Origin of the sequence: Streptomyces plumbidurans (assembly GCF_019857225.1) — a bacterium.
In the GTDB taxonomy this organism is placed as follows: domain Bacteria; phylum Actinomycetota; class Actinomycetes; order Streptomycetales; family Streptomycetaceae; genus Streptomyces; species Streptomyces plumbidurans.
On the sequence record NZ_JAFJSY010000035.1, the window covers coordinates 1 to 16,518 of the forward strand.

Annotated in this window: 12 protein-coding genes; 6 read left to right on the forward strand and 6 right to left on the reverse strand. The window is 73.0% G+C overall.

The genetic code is table 11. The features are described 5' to 3' along the window. A partial coding sequence (locus JYK17_RS22585; RefSeq protein WP_222811065.1) for a CHAT domain-containing protein occupies window positions 1–1,386 on the forward strand: 1,386 nt, incomplete at its 5' end. Between the two features lie 207 nt (window positions 1,387–1,593). Here JYK17_RS22585 and JYK17_RS22590 read toward each other — a convergent pair. Continuing rightward, the gene (locus JYK17_RS22590; RefSeq protein ID WP_222811066.1) at window positions 1,594–3,582 is read right to left on the reverse strand and encodes a LuxR family transcriptional regulator; all 1,989 of its coding nucleotides are present in this window, start codon (window positions 3,580–3,582) and stop codon (window positions 1,594–1,596) included. A 95-nt stretch (window positions 3,583–3,677) separates the two neighbouring features. Here JYK17_RS22590 and absR1 point away from each other — a divergent pair, with 95 nt between their 5' ends. Then, the gene (absR1, locus tag JYK17_RS22595) at window positions 3,678–4,760 is read left to right on the forward strand and encodes a beta-glucuronidase AbsR1 (RefSeq protein WP_128801264.1); all 1,083 of its coding nucleotides are present in this window, start codon (window positions 3,678–3,680) and stop codon (window positions 4,758–4,760) included. A 138-nt stretch (window positions 4,761–4,898) separates the two neighbouring features. Further along, window positions 4,899–6,416, forward strand: coding sequence for an FAD-binding protein (locus JYK17_RS22600; RefSeq protein ID WP_222811067.1), 1,518 nt, complete (start codon window positions 4,899–4,901; stop codon window positions 6,414–6,416). A 29-nt stretch (window positions 6,417–6,445) separates the two neighbouring features. On the opposite strand, the gene JYK17_RS22605 is transcribed toward JYK17_RS22600, so the two are convergent. Both JYK17_RS22605 and JYK17_RS41225 read right to left on the reverse strand, forming a co-directional pair. Then, window positions 6,446–7,309 (reverse strand): glutathione S-transferase C-terminal domain-containing protein, encoded by an 864-nt coding sequence (locus JYK17_RS22605; RefSeq protein ID WP_128801266.1) that lies wholly within the window; start codon window positions 7,307–7,309, stop codon window positions 6,446–6,448. 56 nt (window positions 7,310–7,365) lie between these two features. Next, window positions 7,366–7,476, reverse strand: coding sequence for a putative leader peptide (locus JYK17_RS41225; RefSeq protein ID WP_324604363.1), 111 nt, complete (start codon window positions 7,474–7,476; stop codon window positions 7,366–7,368). A gap of 235 nt (window positions 7,477–7,711) precedes the next feature. On the opposite strand from JYK17_RS41225, the gene JYK17_RS22610 reads away from it, so the two are divergent. Beyond that, window positions 7,712–9,007, forward strand: a complete 1,296-nt coding sequence (locus tag JYK17_RS22610) for a hypothetical protein (RefSeq protein ID WP_222811068.1) — start codon at window positions 7,712–7,714, stop codon at window positions 9,005–9,007. A 117-nt stretch (window positions 9,008–9,124) separates the two neighbouring features. Here the strand turns inward: JYK17_RS22610 and JYK17_RS22615 are convergent, their stop codons facing one another. After that, window positions 9,125–10,012 carry a fumarylacetoacetate hydrolase family protein gene (locus JYK17_RS22615; RefSeq protein WP_222811069.1) on the reverse strand — a complete coding sequence of 296 codons (888 nt, stop codon included), beginning with the start codon at window positions 10,010–10,012 and terminating at the stop codon, window positions 9,125–9,127. A 136-nt stretch (window positions 10,013–10,148) separates the two neighbouring features. Between JYK17_RS22615 and JYK17_RS22620 the strand changes: the two genes are divergently transcribed. Continuing rightward, window positions 10,149–10,928, forward strand: coding sequence for an SDR family NAD(P)-dependent oxidoreductase (locus JYK17_RS22620; protein WP_128801269.1), 780 nt, complete (start codon window positions 10,149–10,151; stop codon window positions 10,926–10,928). A 13-nt stretch (window positions 10,929–10,941) separates the two neighbouring features. Here JYK17_RS22620 and JYK17_RS22625 read toward each other — a convergent pair whose 3' ends face one another. Both JYK17_RS22625 and JYK17_RS22630 read right to left on the reverse strand, forming a co-directional pair. Then, window positions 10,942–12,381 (reverse strand): NAD-dependent succinate-semialdehyde dehydrogenase, encoded by a 1,440-nt coding sequence (locus tag JYK17_RS22625; RefSeq protein WP_222811070.1) that lies wholly within the window; start codon window positions 12,379–12,381, stop codon window positions 10,942–10,944. A 906-nt stretch (window positions 12,382–13,287) separates the two neighbouring features. Then, complete coding sequence (locus JYK17_RS22630) at window positions 13,288–14,556, reverse strand: aspartate aminotransferase family protein (protein ID WP_222811071.1); 1,269 nt, start codon at window positions 14,554–14,556, stop codon at window positions 13,288–13,290. Between the two features lie 168 nt (window positions 14,557–14,724). Here JYK17_RS22630 and JYK17_RS22635 point away from each other — a divergent pair, with 168 nt between their 5' ends. Beyond that, window positions 14,725–16,413: a PucR family transcriptional regulator gene (locus JYK17_RS22635; RefSeq protein WP_222811072.1), complete on the forward strand. Its 1,689-nt coding sequence runs from the start codon at window positions 14,725–14,727 to the stop codon at window positions 16,411–16,413. Window positions 16,414–16,518 lie beyond the last annotated feature (105 nt).

The following is a 16,518-nucleotide window of genomic DNA, read 5'->3' on the forward strand; positions in this document are numbered from 1 at the left end:
GCCGGCTCCGGCCGGGGTGTGCTGGAGGCGTGCCGGCGCGGACTGGACGTGCTCGACGACCACCGGATGACGCTGGGCGCCTCGGAGCTGCGGGCCCGCGCCACCGCGCAGGGCGCGGAGCTGGCCGCCATGGCCCAGCAGGCGAGCCTCGACTCGGGCAGCCCGCGCCGGCTGCTGACCTGGAGCGAGCGGTGGCGGGCCACCGTCCTGACCGCGCCGCCGACGCGGCCGCCCGCCGACCCGGCGCTGCTCGGCGATCTGACCGCGTTCCGGGAGATCGCCGCCCGCGCGGAGGAAGGGCGCCAGGAGGGCCGCCCGATCCCGGCCCTGGAGCGTGAACAGCGGCGCCTGGAACGGGAGATCCGCTCACGGACCCTGCATCTGCGCGGGGACGCGCCCGGGGACGAGGACCGCTTCGATCCGCGCAGGCTGCTGGAGCGCCTCGGCGAGGTGCGGCTGGTGGAGCTCGCCGTGCTCGACGGGCGGGTGCAGGTGCTGCTGTGCGGGCAGGGGCGGGTGCGGCGGTTCGAGGCGGGGCTGCTCGCCGATGCCGAGGTCGAGGCCGAGCATGTGCAGGCCGGGCTGCGCCGGCTCGCGCACCCGGGGGCGGAGGCCCGGCTCGCGGTGGTCGAGGCCATGGGCCGCCGCCTGGAGGAGCTGCTGCTCGGCCCGGCCGCCGCGCACCTGGGCTCAGGGCCGGTCGTGGTCGTACCGCCGGGCCGCCTGCACAGCGTGCCGTGGGCGCTGCTGCCGTCGCTGCGCGAGCGGGTGCTGAGTGTGTCGCCGTCGGCGAGCAGCTGGCTGCGGGCCCGCGAGACCGAGCCGCCGCCGAGTGGCCGCCACGTCCTGGTCCGCGGCCCTGGGCTGGCCACCGGCGGAGCGGAGGTGCCCGAACTCGCCGACCGTTACGGCGCTCCGGTCGTGCTGGAGGACGATCACGCGCGCGTGCCGCGGGTCCTGCAGGAACTCGACGGTGCCGCGCTGGCGCATATCGCCGCGCACGGCACGTTCCGGGCCGACAGCCCGCTGTTCTCCTCGCTGCGGATGGCCGACGGTCCGCTCATCGTGCACGACTTCGAGCGCCTGGACCGCAGCCCGTACCGGATCATCCTGTCCTGCTGCGACACCGCACGGCTCGCCTCCGTCGGTGCGGACGAACTCCTCGGCCTGGTCACCGCGTTGCTGCCGCTCGGCACGGCCGGAGTGCTGGCGAGCAGCGCGCCGGTCAACGACGAGGCGGTGGTGTCCTTGATGCTCGCGCTGCACAAGGGGCTGAGCGCGGGCCTGTCGCTGGCGGAGGCGCTGCGGGACGCGCGGGCCGCGCAGCCGGGGGACGCGCTGCACCAGGCAACGGGATGGGCGTTCACAGCGTTCGGTGCGGCCTGAACTGGCGGGAACACAGGCGGCTCTCCCCAAGTTCCGGTGCGTGCGAGCTTTTTGAGGGGCGCGGGGAACTGCGCGACCAGCCACAGACAACCCGCACCCGCCGCCGAACCCGAACCCACCTCTGCAAACGGCCGGGACGACGCGGTGCGGCGGCCTGACCCCTCCCCCGAATACTGGGGGTCAGACCGCCGGCTCATGGGGTGCGGCTCAGGCCGGTTGCACCTCCGGCAGCTCGACCAGCCACGGCAGCGCTCCCCGGTCGCTCGCGCCGAGCCGGGCGTAGGCGCTGTAGAGGTGGTTGCCCACCGTGCGGATGGACAGGGTGAGCTGTTCCGCGATCTGGCGGTTGCTCAGGCCCGCGGCCGCGAGGGTGACGATCTGCCGCTGGCGGGCGGTCAGTTCGCCCAGGACCAGGCCGGACAGGGCCGGGGTGCGGGCGCCCTGGCAGCGGCGGGCCAGCGCGACGGCACGCGTGCGTGACGTACGCGCGGCGCGCGGGTCGCGGTGCGCCCGCGCGGCCTGTGCGTGCGCCTCGGCGGCGAACAGCAGGAACCCGCGCTCCTCCAGAGCCTCGGCCGCCCGGTCCAACGCCGCCCCGTCCTCGCGGGCCAGTGCGTCCGCGTGCCGCGCGAACACACCGTCGGCCGGGAGGAGTTCGGCGGCCTTCTCCGGAACACCGAGCCGTACGAGGTCGTAGAGCGCAAACGCGGGGTCGGCGCAGGGGGGTTCGGCCGCCGCAGCGGCACCCGTGCCGTCGGCCGGGAGCAGTTCGGCCGTCCTCTCCGCCGAGACGGTGAGTGTGCCCTCGACCGCTCCGTCGTCGCCTGTCGCCGCCACTTCCTGCCCGTACCGCTGCACCATCCCGTCGATGGCGGCGCCGATCGCCGCCAGGGCGCCGTCGGCGTCTCCGCGGGACGCGGCCAGCCAGGCGGACGGCTCGGGCAGGTCCGGGTAGCCGGCGAGGGCCTCCTGTGCGGTCGTCGCGTCGCCCGACTGCGCGGCGGCCAGGGCGAGTTCGCGGCGGCAGCGCGCGTCGTGCGGAGCGCCGCGCAGCCCCTCCCTCGCCCAGGCCGCCGCCTCTCGCAGCTCCCCTCTCAGCCGCGAGAACCGTGCGCGAACGGCGGCGTACCCGGCCGGTACCGCTGCGCCCTCCTGCGCGAGCCACTCCCCCACGGGCGTCGGCAGCGGCCGTACGTCCGCCCGCTCGATCCGCCCGGTCAGCGCGGCCGACTCGGCGGCGAGAGCCGTCTCGCACCGGTCCGGCGTACGGGCCAGTCGCGCCGCCCGCAGCCGGCCGGCCGCGGCGCGCAGCACCGGGCCGTGCAGGGGGTGGGCGAGGCGGACGGTGCCGTGGTCGTCGATGCGGATCAGGCCGTCGGACTCCAGGTCTTCCAGGAGCCGCAGGTCGAGGTCGTCCATGGGCAGGGGCAGGGGTTCCGCGAACGCGAGCCGTTCGAGCGTCTCCCGTGCCTCGCGGGGGGCTTCGAGGACTGGCGCTGCGTGCTCGCGGACGGTCGGCGTCACCGGGACCGGTCCGCGCCAGGCCCAGGTGTCCGTCTCGGCGAGGCAGGTGAGCAGGCCGTGCTCGCGCGCCGCGTCCACCAGGTCGCGCAGCAGCCTGAGATCGCCCCGGCACAGGTGCTGGAGGCGGTTCAGGGTGAGCGGCTCCAGGGTGCCGCCGACGCCTGCCGTGAGCAGTTGTTCGGTCTCCTCGCGGGGCAGCGGTTCCAGGACCAGGCGTGGGAGCAGTTCTCCGGTCCACAGCCGGGAGATCGCGCCGGGGCACGGGTCGCCGTCCGCGGCGACGACGATCAGGCGGGTGCGGCCGTGCACGGCGAGCTGGTGCACGAGGGCGGCCGAGGCGTCGTCGAGCAGATGGGCGTCGTCGACCACCAGCAGCCGTACCCCGGAGAGCAGCTGGACCGCCCGGTGCAGGGAGACCTGCTCGGGCAGCAGGTGGGCGAACGCGGCGAAGGAGAGGTGCCGGGTCTCGGGCGTCCCGGCGGCCCGGGCGCGGTCGCTGCCCCGCACGGCCTCAGTGACCAGCCGGGTCTTGCCGCTGCCCGTCGGGCCGGTCACCACGATGCCGTGGTGGCCCGCGGTCAGGGACCGGCGGATCAGTTCGAGCTCGTCCTCACGTCCGGTGAACCGCCAGGGCAGCTCAAGGGTCTTCACCTCGCGTCGCAATGTCGTCACGGGAGTATGAGTGCGAGTACTCAGCCCTGATACAGGGTGACTTGAGTAGCCCCCGACTCAGGCGTCCTGACCCCTGTCCACGGCAACCTGTGCGCATGACCGGACGCTACTGCTCGCTCGCGCAGCAGTCGGCCCCCGCTTTCGCACCGGGGCTGACCGCCGAGCGGCTCAGTGCGCTCATCGGTCAGCGCTCGATGTGGGTCAACGGCACCGTGCTGCACTACTACTTCTTCGACGGCGAGGACGACTCGGTCATCGCCGTGCCGGGCACGGGACAGTCGCGCCGGGTGTCCTGGGTCGGCGCCGAGGAGCAGCGGGACGTGGTGCGTGCCTGCTTCGGCGAGTGGCAGGAACTGGGCATCGGGGTGTCCTTCGTCGAGGTGGGCGACCGTACGGAGGCCGAGCTGCGCATAGGGTTCCAGCTCGGCGACGGCTCCTGGTCGACCGTGGGCAAGGACTGCCTGCAGGTCGGGCAGAACGATCGGACCATGAACTTCGGCTGGGACCTGACCGCGCCCGGGGAGCGCGGGACTGCGCTGCACGAGATCGGGCACGCGCTCGGCCTGCTGCACGAGCACCAGAGCCCGTTCGCCGGCATCCACTGGGACGACGAGGCCGTCTACGCCGAGTTGGCGGGCCCGCCGAACTTCTGGAGCCGGGACAAGACGTTCTTCAACATCCTGCGCAAGCTCGACCCGTCCGAGGTCAACGGCTCCGTCTGGGACCCGCAGTCGATCATGGAGTTTCCCTTCACGGGCGGACTGATCCTGGAGCCGGAGCAGTTCCGCGCGGGTCTGAACCCGCCCGGTACGCTCTCGTCGGCCGACAAGGAGTTCGTGCTGCGCTGGTATCCGCCGGCCGCGGACGTGCAGCCTCCCGCCCTTGAGCCCTTCCGGTCGGTGCCGCTGCGGCTGGCGCCCGGGGAGCAGGCCGACTTCGTGATCGACCCGCCGGAGACCCGCGAGTACACCGTGGGGACCTTCGGCGCCAACGACTCCGTCCTCGTCCTCTTCGAGGAGCGGGACGGCGAGCCCCGCTACGTCGCGGGCCGCGACGACGGAGGCGAGCCGCACAACGCCACGATGAAGGCCCGGCTGGTCAAGGGCCGCCGCTACTTCGTCCGTATACGTCTGTACTCCGCGTGGGGTCCGGGGGAGACAGCGGTCATGTGCTGGTGACAGCACACACCGCCTCCCACGCGGTCGGCCGGCCAACAGTCCGGCGCCGGGGGAGCGGTCGGGGGACGGTTACCTTCGGGGGAGGGAAACCGTCCCCCGACCCATGTCCGCCCCCCTGCATGCGAGGTGGTAGTGCACATGCCCCACACACCGTCACGGCGTACCGTCCTGCGCGGAGTCACGCTCACCGGTGCGGCGGTGATCGGCTTCGATCCCGGCGCCCGCAGCTGGGCCACGCCCGAAGCCGGGTCCGGGTCCGGATCCGAGCCCGGGTCCGCGTCCACGTCCGCGTCCGGCCGGAACCTGGTGGGGATCCCGCCGCTGGACGGCACGCTCGTCATGGACGACGCCTCGCTCTCGGCGGCTTCCGAGGACTACGGCCACATCGTGCACCGCCGCCCCGCCGCCGTCCTGCGCCCGGGTTCGGTCCGTGACGTCGTCGCCATGGTCCGGTTCTGCAACAGACACCGGCTGCCGGTCGCGCCGCGCGGCCAGGGGCATGCCACCAACGGCCAGGCACAGGTGGAGGGCGGACTGGTCGTCGAGACGGCGACCCTCGCGGACATCGGCCCCGTGCGGCCGCACAGCGCCACCGTCACGGTCGGCGCCGGTGCCCGCTGGAGCGAGGTGGCCAAGGCGGCGATCGCCCACGGTCTCACCCCGCCCGTCTTCACCGACTACCTCGAACTCTCCGTCGGCGGCACCCTGTCCGTGGGCGGCCTCGGCGGCCAGAGCCACCGGCACGGCGCCCAGGTCGACAACGTCGCCGAACTCCAGGTCGTCACCGGAGCGGGCGAGTTCGTACGCTGCTCCCCCACCCGGCACCCGGACCTCTTCCACGCCGTCCTGGCCGGCCTCGGCCAGTGCGCGATCGTCGTAGGCGCCACCCTGCGCCTGGTCACGGCCCCTCGGACCGTACGGCACTACCTGCTGCCGTACGACGACCTGCAGACCTTCCTGGACGACCAGCGGATCCTGGTCCAGGAGGGCCGGTTCGACTACGTCGAGGGCCAGGTCGCGCCGGACGCCGACGGCGCCTTCCGCGTCCTCACCCTGGAGGCCGCCGCCTACGGCCCGCCGGCCGGCGCCGCGCCGGACGACGCGGTCCTGCTGCGCGGCCTGCGCCACAACCCGTCCGGGGTCGAGCGCACCGACCGCCCCTACTACGACTTCATCGACCGGCTCGCCCCCGCCGTCGAGGCCCTCAAAGAGGCCGGCCTGTGGACGTACGCCCACCCCTGGCTCAACCTGCTCCTCCCGGGACGGTCCGCGGCCGCCGTCACGGGCGAGTTGCTGGACGGCCTCACCCCCGACGACGTCGGCCCCGGCGGCGTCGTCCTCGTCTACCCGCTCCTGCGCGAGCACCTCACCACGCCCCTGTTGCGCGCGCCCCACGACCCGGTGCCGTATCTCTTCGCCGTCCTGCGCACCACGCCACCGCAGGACACGGCCACCGTCGACCGCCTGCTGACCGCCAACCGCGCGGCCTACGAGGCGGCCGCGGCGGTCGGCGGGACGCAGTACCCGGTCGGCAGCATCCCCTTCACGCACGCGGACTGGCGCACCCACTTCGGTCCGGCCTGGCCGCAACTGGAGTCGGCGAGACGCACCTTCGACCCGCGCGGGATCATGGTGCCCGGTCAGGGCATCTTCTGAGGGCGCCGACGACGCGCTGAAGGGCCCGGTCAGTGGGCGGCGTGCCGGGCCCAGTCGAGTATCTGTACGGCGGATCCGGCGGCCTCCAGACCGCGGCAGCGGGCGTGGTGGCGGTGGGCGATGCCGGTGAGGTCGAGGTGGCGGCCGAAGGCCGGGTGGGCGGTCAGGCGGCGGGCGTAGGACCACAGGGCCCGATGGTCGGCGATCCGCTGCACCGCCGAGGCGTCGAGGTGGTGCCGGTGCACGGTGTCGAGCTGCACCAGCGCGACCCACAACTCGACGTCAGCGGCGGTGACTTCGTCGCGGATCATGTACGTTCGCCCGTCGAGCCACCGGTCCAGCGCGCCCAGGGTCTCCAGCAGCCTCGCCAGGGCCGCGTCGCGTTCTTCCTGCTCCCCGCCGGGAGTTCCGGCGCGCTGTGCCGAGTCCTCGATTCCGTCGGCGCACATCCGCTCGACGGCCTCGATCTCCGACTCCGCGCCGCACGGGTAGAGCGAGGGGCCGTCGGCGCCGAAGCGGTGGGCGAGGTCGCGCATGATGTCCGGGGCGTGCGTGCTGACGATCCGTCCGGACCAGTCGTCGCTGAGCACCGGGGCGGTGGTCGGGCCGGTGTAGCGGTGGGCGCTCGCCTCGTAGAGCGGGCGCAGGACCGAGTGGCCGCCGTCGGCAGTGTCGGGGAGCGCGGGCAGCAGGGAGGCGGGACAGACGGCGCCGAGGCCGAGCAGGCTGTGGGTGACGGCGATGCGCAGACCGTCGGGACAGGCGGTCGACAGGTGGAGGCGGTAGCGGCCCGGTACGGCGTAGTGGCCGCTGCGTGCGTCGCTGCCGATCCGGCCCCGGAAGACGGGCGTGGGCCGGGTCGGCGTGTGGGTGGTCAGCGGTATGACGGACATGGTTCTCCCCTGGAGTGGGCGCGGACGTACACGCGGCGGAAGCGACGTCGGGCGGCTCAGCCCTGGGGGCTGATCGCGCTGCAGGTGCGCTGCAGATCGATGTGACGGCGGGAGGTGAGAAGAGGCGAACGGCTCACTCGGACGGTGACCGGCTCCAGGCGCCTCATGCTTCCCTACCTGTTCACTAGGGTTCCTGTCCGGAGTGTCGGTCCGGCTCGGGTGCGCGTCAAGAGGACCGTCCCGCATCGCGGACAGGTCCGTGGAACGCGCCCCTTCCGTCACGGCCGCATTTTCCTTTCCCACTGCAACCATCCGGCCCGCACGCGTGTCTCCCGTGGTGGAACTCGCGTTCCCGCACAGTTAGTTCGTCCGCAACCGATGCTTCACCAGAGGACCCCCCACATGCTCCAGAGCTCTTCCGGACTCCGTCCGCTCCGCAAGACCGCCGGTGCGGTCGGTGCCATCGCCCTGATCGCATTGGGTGCCGCGCCGGCCGTCGCCGCCGACGACGACCCGTCGGCGGCCGTGACGCTGGGGAAGATCGCGCCCATCGACGGCGTGAAGCCCGGCAGCAGCGTCGACGTACCGGTCACGTTCACCAACACGGGCACCGCGGCGGCCGACAAGGTCTGGCTCACGTACACCGTCACCCGCGGCCTGAGCCACACCGAACTGCCCTCCAACTGCCTTCGCTACGAGATACCCGCCTACGACGAGGCGCCGAGCCGGTCCCAGGCGGTCTGCGAGTTCGACCAGACGGTCAAGGCCGGTGCCGTGTACGCGCCCGAGAAGGCCCTGACCCTGAAGGTCCTCGACCACGCGCTGTACGACCGGCTGCGGGTCACGGTGGAGACCACTGAGCCCGGCCCCGACGACAACGCGAGCGACCCCGTGCGCGGCACCGGCCCCGCGGTCAAGCTCGTCGAGCAGCCCGACGCCACCCCGGGCGGACCGCGCGACGACCACCCCGACTGGGACGCCGCCGATGTGAAGGTGACCGCCGACAACACGGCCGACTTCAAGGTGACGGGCGCCCGGCTGAAGGGTGCCGTCGGGGACACGGTCGCCCTGACGGCGAACTTCACCAACGCGGGCCCGGCCTGGGTGCTGCGGGACGGCGATGTCTCGGTGACGAAGGTCAGGATCAAGATGCCGGCCGGTACGACGGTGACCAAGGGTGACGGCTTCTGCGACAAGGTGGCGGCCGGCACCTACGAGTGCGGCACCAGCGAGTCCTGGGAGGACGAGGGCAAGGGCGAGATCTACACCTTCAAGCTGCGGATCGACAAGGCGGTGCAGGGGGCGAAGGGTTCCGTGGCGCTGACCGGCGAGCCCCGGCCGTTCGACACGAACAAGGCCGACGACACGGCCGCCATCACGCTCGACGTCGCCGGCAGCGGCGGTTCGACGGGCGGCTCGGGCTCGACCGGCGGCTCGGGCTCGACCGGCGGCTCGGGCTCGACGGGGGGCTCGACCTCGGGCACCGGGTCGACGCACGGTTCCACCGGCGGCGGCTCCTCCACCGGGGGCGACTCCACGACGGGCGGCGGCACCTCCGGCTCCACCACCACGGGCGGTGACCTGGCGAGCACCGGGTCCGGCGCGACCCTGCCCATCGCGGGAGCGTCCGCCGCGGCGCTCGCCGCCGGCGCGGCCGCCGTCCTGGTGGCGCGGCGCCGCCGGACCGCCGGGCGGTAGACGCACTGCCGCCTCTGAACTACGCGGGCCGGTCGGGGACTTGAGGGTTCTCGGCCGGCTTTTGCGGTACCGCGACCTTTTGCGGTACCGCGACCCGCACATGGCGGCGTCAGGCCGTCACCCCGTCCACTGCTCGGCGGGGGGCTCGTCACTGCCGTGGGCGTCCCGCCAGGAGACAACTGGGTTGCGCAGTACGCCGATCCGCTCGATCTCGGCCTCGACGACGTCGCCGGGCTTGAGGTAGTTGGCGAAGGGGTCCTCGGTGCTGGCGGCGACCCCGGCGATGGTGCCGGTGGTGATGATGTCGCCCGCGCTGTAGGTCTGCGGGGAGTGGTAGGCGATCAGTTGAGGGATCGACACCGACATGCGGGCGGTGTTGGACTTCTGGCGGATGTCGCCGTTGACGCGCAGTTCCATGTCCAGGTCGTGCGGGTCGCCGATCTCGTCGGCGGTGACGATGTACGGGCCGATCGGGCAGAACGTCTCGATGGCCTTCGAGAAGGAGAACACCCCGGACTCCATCTCGCGGCGCTGGATGTCGCGGGCGGTGATGTCGTTGAAGACGAGATAGCCCGCGATGTGCTCGGCCGCCTGCTCCGCGGAGAAGAAGCGGCCCGGTGTGCCGATGACGACGGCGAGTTCGAGTTCGTAGTCGAGTTCCCGGGTGAGGTTCGCGGGGTACACGATCGGCTCGTCGGGGCCGATGATCGCGTCGACGTTCTGGAAGAAGACGATGCCCTTGTTGACGGGGTGGGACCAGTCGACGCGGGCCAGGTCCTCGTGGTGTTCGCGGAAGTTCCCGGCCGTGTGGAAGAACTTCCTGGGCACGATGGGCGCGCGCAGCCGGACGTCGGCGAGCGCGAACGTCCGTCCCGTTTCGGCGACTTGACCCGCCCGCTCGAAGTACTCCCGCATCGAGGGCACGTCGAACTCCACGACCGTCCCGGAGTCGAGTCGCCCCACCAGTCCCCGTCCGGGCCCCGCGTCGAACGTCACCAGTTTCATCGGACCTCCCTGGCTGTCGGCACTCAGCCTGCCCGACATGGCCGCACTCGACGTCAGCAGGGGCAAACTGGCGAGCGTCATCCTCTGTACACCCGAACACCCCTGCACACCAAGAGACTTCACGAACGGAGCTGGTATGACCCCCATCCCCCGGCGTTTGACCGGCAAGACCGTCCTCGTCACCGGAGCGGGCACCGGATTCGGTGCCGAGATAGCCGTGCGGGCCGCGCAGGAGGGTGCGCGGGTCGCCGTCCACTACCGCAACTCGGCCGCCGGCGCCGAGAAGACCGTCGCCCGCGTCGAGGGCGTCGGCGGCGAGGCGTTCACCGTGCAGGGCGACATCTCCGTCCACGCCGATGTGATCCGTATGGCCGAGGAGGTCTTCGGCCGGTTCGGCGGCCTCGACGTGCTGGTCAACAACGTCGGGGACATGGCGGGCGACCAGATGTCCTGGCGGGAGCTGACCGAGGAGTCCATCGACCATGTGCTCGCCGTGGACGTCAAGGGAACCATGCTGTGCGTGCACGAGTTCGGGTCCCGGATGCTGGAGCAGGGACACGGCGCCATCGTCAACATCGGCTCCACCGTGATCGTGCGCGGGAGCGCGCGGGCCCCTCAGTACGCCGCCGCCAAGTACGGCATCCTCGGCATCACCAAGTCCTACGCCCAGGCGTTCGCACCGCACGTACGGGTCAACACGTTCGCCCCCGGTTTCATCGAGACCGAGACGCTGCTGCAGCGGGCGGACTGGAGGTCCGGGCGGCGGGAGGACATGATTGCCAAGACTCCGATGGGGCGGATTCCGGGACCGGCCGAAGTCGCGGGCACCGCCCTGTTCCTGGCGACGGATGATGCGGCGCACATGACCGGCGTGTATCTCAATGCCGATGGGGGCTTCAACATGCTCGGGGCGTAGGGCCGCGCGGAGTTCAGCGCACCGGCACCGCCAGGTACTGGTACTCCAGGAACTCCTCGATGCCGACCCGGCCGCCCTCGCGGCCCAGCCCGGACTGCTTGACGCCGCCGAACGGGGCGGCCGGGTTGGAGACGAGGCCCGTGTTGAGGCCGACCATGCCGACCTCCAGGCGCTCGCTGATGCGAAGGGCGCGGTCCAGGCCCTCGGTGAAGAGGTAGCCGACCAGGCCCCAGGGCGTGTCATTGGCGCGGCTCACCACCTCGTCCTCCTCGTCGAAGGTCAGGATCGCCGCCACGGGGCCGAAGATCTCCGTCTCCATCAGCCGGCTGCCGGGGTCCACGTCCGTGAGCACGGTCGGCGGGTAGAAGCAGCCCGGTCCCTCGGGGGTACGGCCGCCGACGAGCAGCCGGGCGCCGCGCTCCAGCGCGTCGGACACCAGCTCCTCGACCTTGGCCCGTCCGGCGGCGTCGATCAGGGGGCCGACGTCGACGCCGTCACGGGTGCCGGGGCCGACCACGAGGGCGCCCATCCGGTCGGCGAGGCGCCGGGCGAACTCCTCGACCACGGACCGGTGGACGAAGAAGCGGTTCGCCGCCGTGCAGGCCTCGCCCATGTTGCGCATCTTGGCGACCATCGCGCCGTCGAGGGCCGCATCGAGGTCGGCGTCGTCGAAGACGATGAACGGCGCGTTGCCGCCGAGCTCCATCGAGGTCCGTACGACGGTGTCGGCGCACTGCGCGAGCAGCAACCGGCCGACCGCCGTGGAACCGGTGAAGGAGAGCTTGCGGATCCTGCCGCCGCGCAGCAGGGGTTCGCACACCTCCCCGGCCCGGGAGGTGGTGACGACGTTCAGCACCCCGTCCGGCAGGCCCGCCTCCTTGAGGATCGCGGCGAGCGCCAGGCTGGAGAGGGGGGTCTGAGGGGCCGGCTTGAGCACCATGGTGCAGCCCGCCGCGATCGCCGGGCCGATCTTGCGTGTGCCCATGGCGAGGGGGAAGTTCCACGGGGTGATCAGCAAGCAGGGGCCCACCGGGCGGCGGGTGAGCACCATGCGGTTGCGGCCGTCCGGGAGGGTGCCGTAGCCGCCCTCGATACGGACCGCCTCCTCCGAGAACCAGCGGAAGAACTCGGCGGCGTAGGCGACTTCGCCGCGTGCCTCCGCCAGCGGCTTGCCCATCTCGGACGTCATCAGACGGGCGAGTTCGTCGGTGCGGTCGAGGATGATCTCGTGGGCGCGGCGCAGGATCTCGCTGCGCGCCCTCGGCGCCGTGCGCGCCCAATCCTGCTGAGCGTCGACGGCCGCGTCCTCCGCGAGCCGCGCGTCCTTGGGCCCCGCATCGGCGACCCGCGCGAGGATCTCGCCGGTCGCGGGGTCGTCTACGGCCATGGTGGCGCCGTCCCCGGCGTCCACCCAGGCTCCGCCGATGAACAGCTGCGTAGGGGTGGTGATCATGTGTTGCCTCCTGCTCGGTACGCGACGGGAACTGTCAGTTGAGCGGGCCGGTGCCTGCCACCGGAGGCAGTCCGACCACCTCTCCTCGGCCGGAGGCCCCAGCCGCCGCTCATCGGTCGACTCCCCCGGCCATCCCCGCTTCGGCAGGCCGCCCCGGCCGTTCCCCCCATCGGCCGGATCCTCCGACCCTCCCCCATCGGCCGGATCCCCCGACCGTCCCCCATCGGTCCCATGCCCCGACCTTCCCCAACCGACCGGACCCTCCGACCATCCCCCCGCCCCGACGTCCCCGACCGTCCGCCATCGGCCCGATACCCCGACCCTCCCCAACCAGCCGCACCCTCCGACCATCCCCCACCCCGACGTCCCCGACCGTCCCCCACCGGCCCGATACCCCGACCCTCCCCAACCAGCCAGACCCTCCGACCATCCCCCACCCCGACGTCCCCGACCGTCCCCCACCGGCCCGATACCCCGACCCTCCCCAACCAGCCAGACCCTCCGACCATCCCCCACCCCGACGTCCCCGACCGTCCCCCACCGGCCCGATACCCCGACCCTCCCCAACCAGCCAGACCCTCCGACCATCCCCCACCCCGACGTCCCCGACCACCCCTCACCGGCCCAAACGCCCGGCCAACCCCAATCGACCGGACCGCCCACCCATCCCCCACCAGTCGGCTTCCCCGACCTCCCTCCCCCATCGGACCGCCGCCCCACCCCCCACCGACCGGATCCCTCGATTCTCCCCACCGACCGCCCCCGGCCACCCCTCACCCATCGGATCCCCCGGGCAGTCACCACCGGTCGAATCCCCCAACACCCCTCATTGGCCGGGCCCCCCGGCCACCCCTCACCCATCGAATCCCCCGGACAGCCCCCACCGGTCGAATCCCCCAACACCCCTCATTGACCGGGCCCCCCGGCCACCCCGACCTCCACCGCCCTCCCCCAAGCCTCCAACCCCTCGTCCACCGCCGTCTCGTCGATCACCAGGGCCGGGATCATCCGTACGACCTGGTTCCAGGCGCCGCACAGCAGCAGGAGGAGGCCCTCGTTGACGGCGGCGCGCTGTACGCGGGCGGCGGTCTCCGGGTCGGGGCTGCCGTCCTCGGTGACGAACTCGCTGGCGAGCATGAGGCCGAGGCCGCGTACGTCGCCGATGGCGGGGGTGCGGTCGGCGACCTCGTGCAGGCCGGCGCGCAGGCGTGCGCCCATGGCCTCGGCGTTCTCGACGAGCTTCTCGTCGCGTACGACGTCCAGGGTGGCGCACGCGGCCGCGCAGGCCACGGCGTTGGCGCCGTAGGTGCCGCCCTGCGAGCCCGGCCACGCCCTGCTCATCAGCTCCTCGGGGGCGGCGATCCCGGACAGGGGGAAGCCACTGGCCAGTCCCTTGGCGGTGACGAGGATGTCGGGGGTGACGCCGAAGTGGTCGTGGCCCCAGAAGCGTCCGGTGCGGCCGACGCCGGTCTGCACCTCGTCGAGGATCAGCAAGAAGCCGTGCCGGTCGGCCCGTTCACGCAGGCCTTCGAGGAAGGCACGGTTGGCGGGCACGTAGCCGCCCTCGCCAAGTACCGGCTCCACGATGACGGCGGCGGTGTCGGCGGGCGAGGAGATGGTCTGCAGGGTGTAGTCGAGTTCCCGGAGGGCGAACCGGGTGGCGGTGTCCTCGTCCCAGCCGTACCGGAAGGCGTCGGGGAACGGGGTGACCACCACTCCGCTCATCAGTGGCGAGAACCCGGAGCGGAAGCGGACGCCGGAGGTGGTCATCGAGGCGGCGGCGACGGTACGGCCGTGGAAGCCGCCGTGGCAGACCAGGACGTTGGGCCGGCCGGTGGCCTGACGGGCCAGCCGCAGTGCGGCCTCGACGGCCTCGCTGCCGGAGTTGCTGAAGAACAGGCTGTCCAGGCCGGCCGGCAGCACCTCGCCGAGCTTGTCGACGAGCCGGCGCAGCGGCCGGTGCAGCACGGTCGTGTACTGCCCGTGCACGAGCGTGGCCACCTGCTCCTGCGCCGCCGCCACGACCCTGGGGTGGCAGTGGCCGGTGCTGGTGACACCGATGCCGGCGGTGAAGTCGAGATAGCGGCGGCCGTCCTCGTCGTAGAGGTGGACGCCCTCGCCCCGGGCGGCCAGCACGGGCGTGGCCTGGCGAAGGTGCGGCGACAGTGCGGTCATGGTGGCCTCCTGAGCCGTACGGGTTGCTTCGTACGGGTTGCTGCCTACGGCGTGCTTCGTCCCTTCGAGCGTCCCGGCCCCCGCGGCCGCCGACAACGCCTGGACTGTCCAGCCGGACGGCGCTGTTCGGACGTTGTGTCAGCCGCGCCGCGCGGGCAGGTACGCCCTATGCGCGAGAACCAGGTCCCCCTGCCCGAGACCCCCGACCCCCCGAGCCGTCCGCTGACCGTCGCCGACGTGCTGGCGCTGCCCGTCCTGGCCGCCGGGCAGCCGCAGGTCGTCGCCGGGGTGGGGCGGCTGGACCGGCAGGTCCGCTGGGTGCACATCACCGAGCTGACGGACCCGGCGTCCTTCCTCAAGGGCGGCGAACTCGTCCTGACCACAGGCATGCCGCTGCCGGACGAGCCGGCGGGCGTGCGCCGATACGTGGACGAGCTCGCCGACGTCGGAGCGGCGGCCCTGGTCATCGAGCTGGTACGGCGCTACCACCGCCCGCCCGCCGCGCTCGTGGACGCCTGCCGGGCGCGCGGTCTGCCGCTGGTGACGCTCGCCGCCGACGTCAACTTCCTGGAGGTCACCCAGGTCGTCCACGCGCTGCTGCTGGGCAATCAGGCGGACGCGATGCGTCGGACGCAGCGGATCCACGAGGCGTTCGGCGCGCTGACGCTGCGGGGTGCGGGGCCCGAGGAGGTGGTGCGGGCGGCGGCGCGGATGAGCGGCCGTACCGTCGTCCTGGAGAACCTGGTGCACCGGGCCCTGGTCTGCGAGCCCTCCGACTGCACGGTCGAGGAGGCGCTCACCGGCTGGGAGCGGCGCTCCAGGGCGGTGCCGTCCGGCGACCGCGCCGAGGTGCGCGGTCCCGAGGGCTGGCTCGTCGTGCCGGTGGAGTACCAGGGCGAGCGCTGGGGCCGCGCGGCCATGCTCCCGGCCTCGGCCCGCACCGGTGCCGAGGCCTTCGGGCCGGAGGACGTCACCGTCCTGGAGCGGACGGCGAACGCCCTGACCGTCGCCCGTCTCATCCACGCCATGCCCTGGGAACGCACCGCGCACCGGGGCGCCCTGCGCGATCTCGCCGAGCAGCGCCACCACTCCCCCGAGGACGCCCGCGCCCGGATCGCCGCGCTGGGCCTGCCCGTCGAGGACTGCTCCTTCGTCGCCGTACAAGTCGACGTACGAGCCGTACCTGTCGCCGTACGAGCCTCCGTACGCGTGGACACGCGGGCCGGGGACGGCGACGCGGAGGCGGAGACGCGGCTGTCCGAGGAGTTGCGGAGCGCCGGGGTCGCGGCCCTCGTCGGGGTGCTGGCCCCCGGTCGGCTCGGTGTCCTGCTCGCCCTGCGTGCCGGGCAGTCCTGGCGGCCCGCGGTGGAGCGGCTGAGCCGTGGTGCGCTCGCCCTCGACCCGGGGGCGGTGGTGAGCGTGGGCTCCGAGGTCACGGGCCTGTCCGACGCGGCCCGCTCCTTCCGCGAGGCGGGACGTGTGGCCGCGGCGGCGGTGCCCGGCGAACCGCCGCCCGGGGGCCGGTCCTTCCACGAGCTGTCCGACATCGGGCTGCGCCGGCTGCTGTACGCGCTGCGCGAGGACGTGCGCGTCCAGGAGTACGCCGAGCGGTTGCTGGGCCGGCTCGTCGAGCACGACCTGCGGCACGGCACGGATCTGCTCGCGACCCTGCGCCACTATCTCGACGCGGCGGGCAACAAGACGGTGGCGGCCCGTCGCGGCAATCTGTCCCGGGAGACGGTCTACCAGCGGCTGCGGACCATCGAGCGGCTGCTGGACCGGGACCTGGAGTCGGGCGGACAGCGCACCGAACTGCATGTGGCGCTGACCGTCCTCGACGTCCTGCGATCGCGCTGAAGCCGTACCGCGGCAGGGATCGCCGCCCGCGGCGAAGCGTGGCATTCAAGCCAACTGGCGGCCGAAGCAGGCAGGTTGGGGCTGGTGATCCGCACGTGTGGGGAG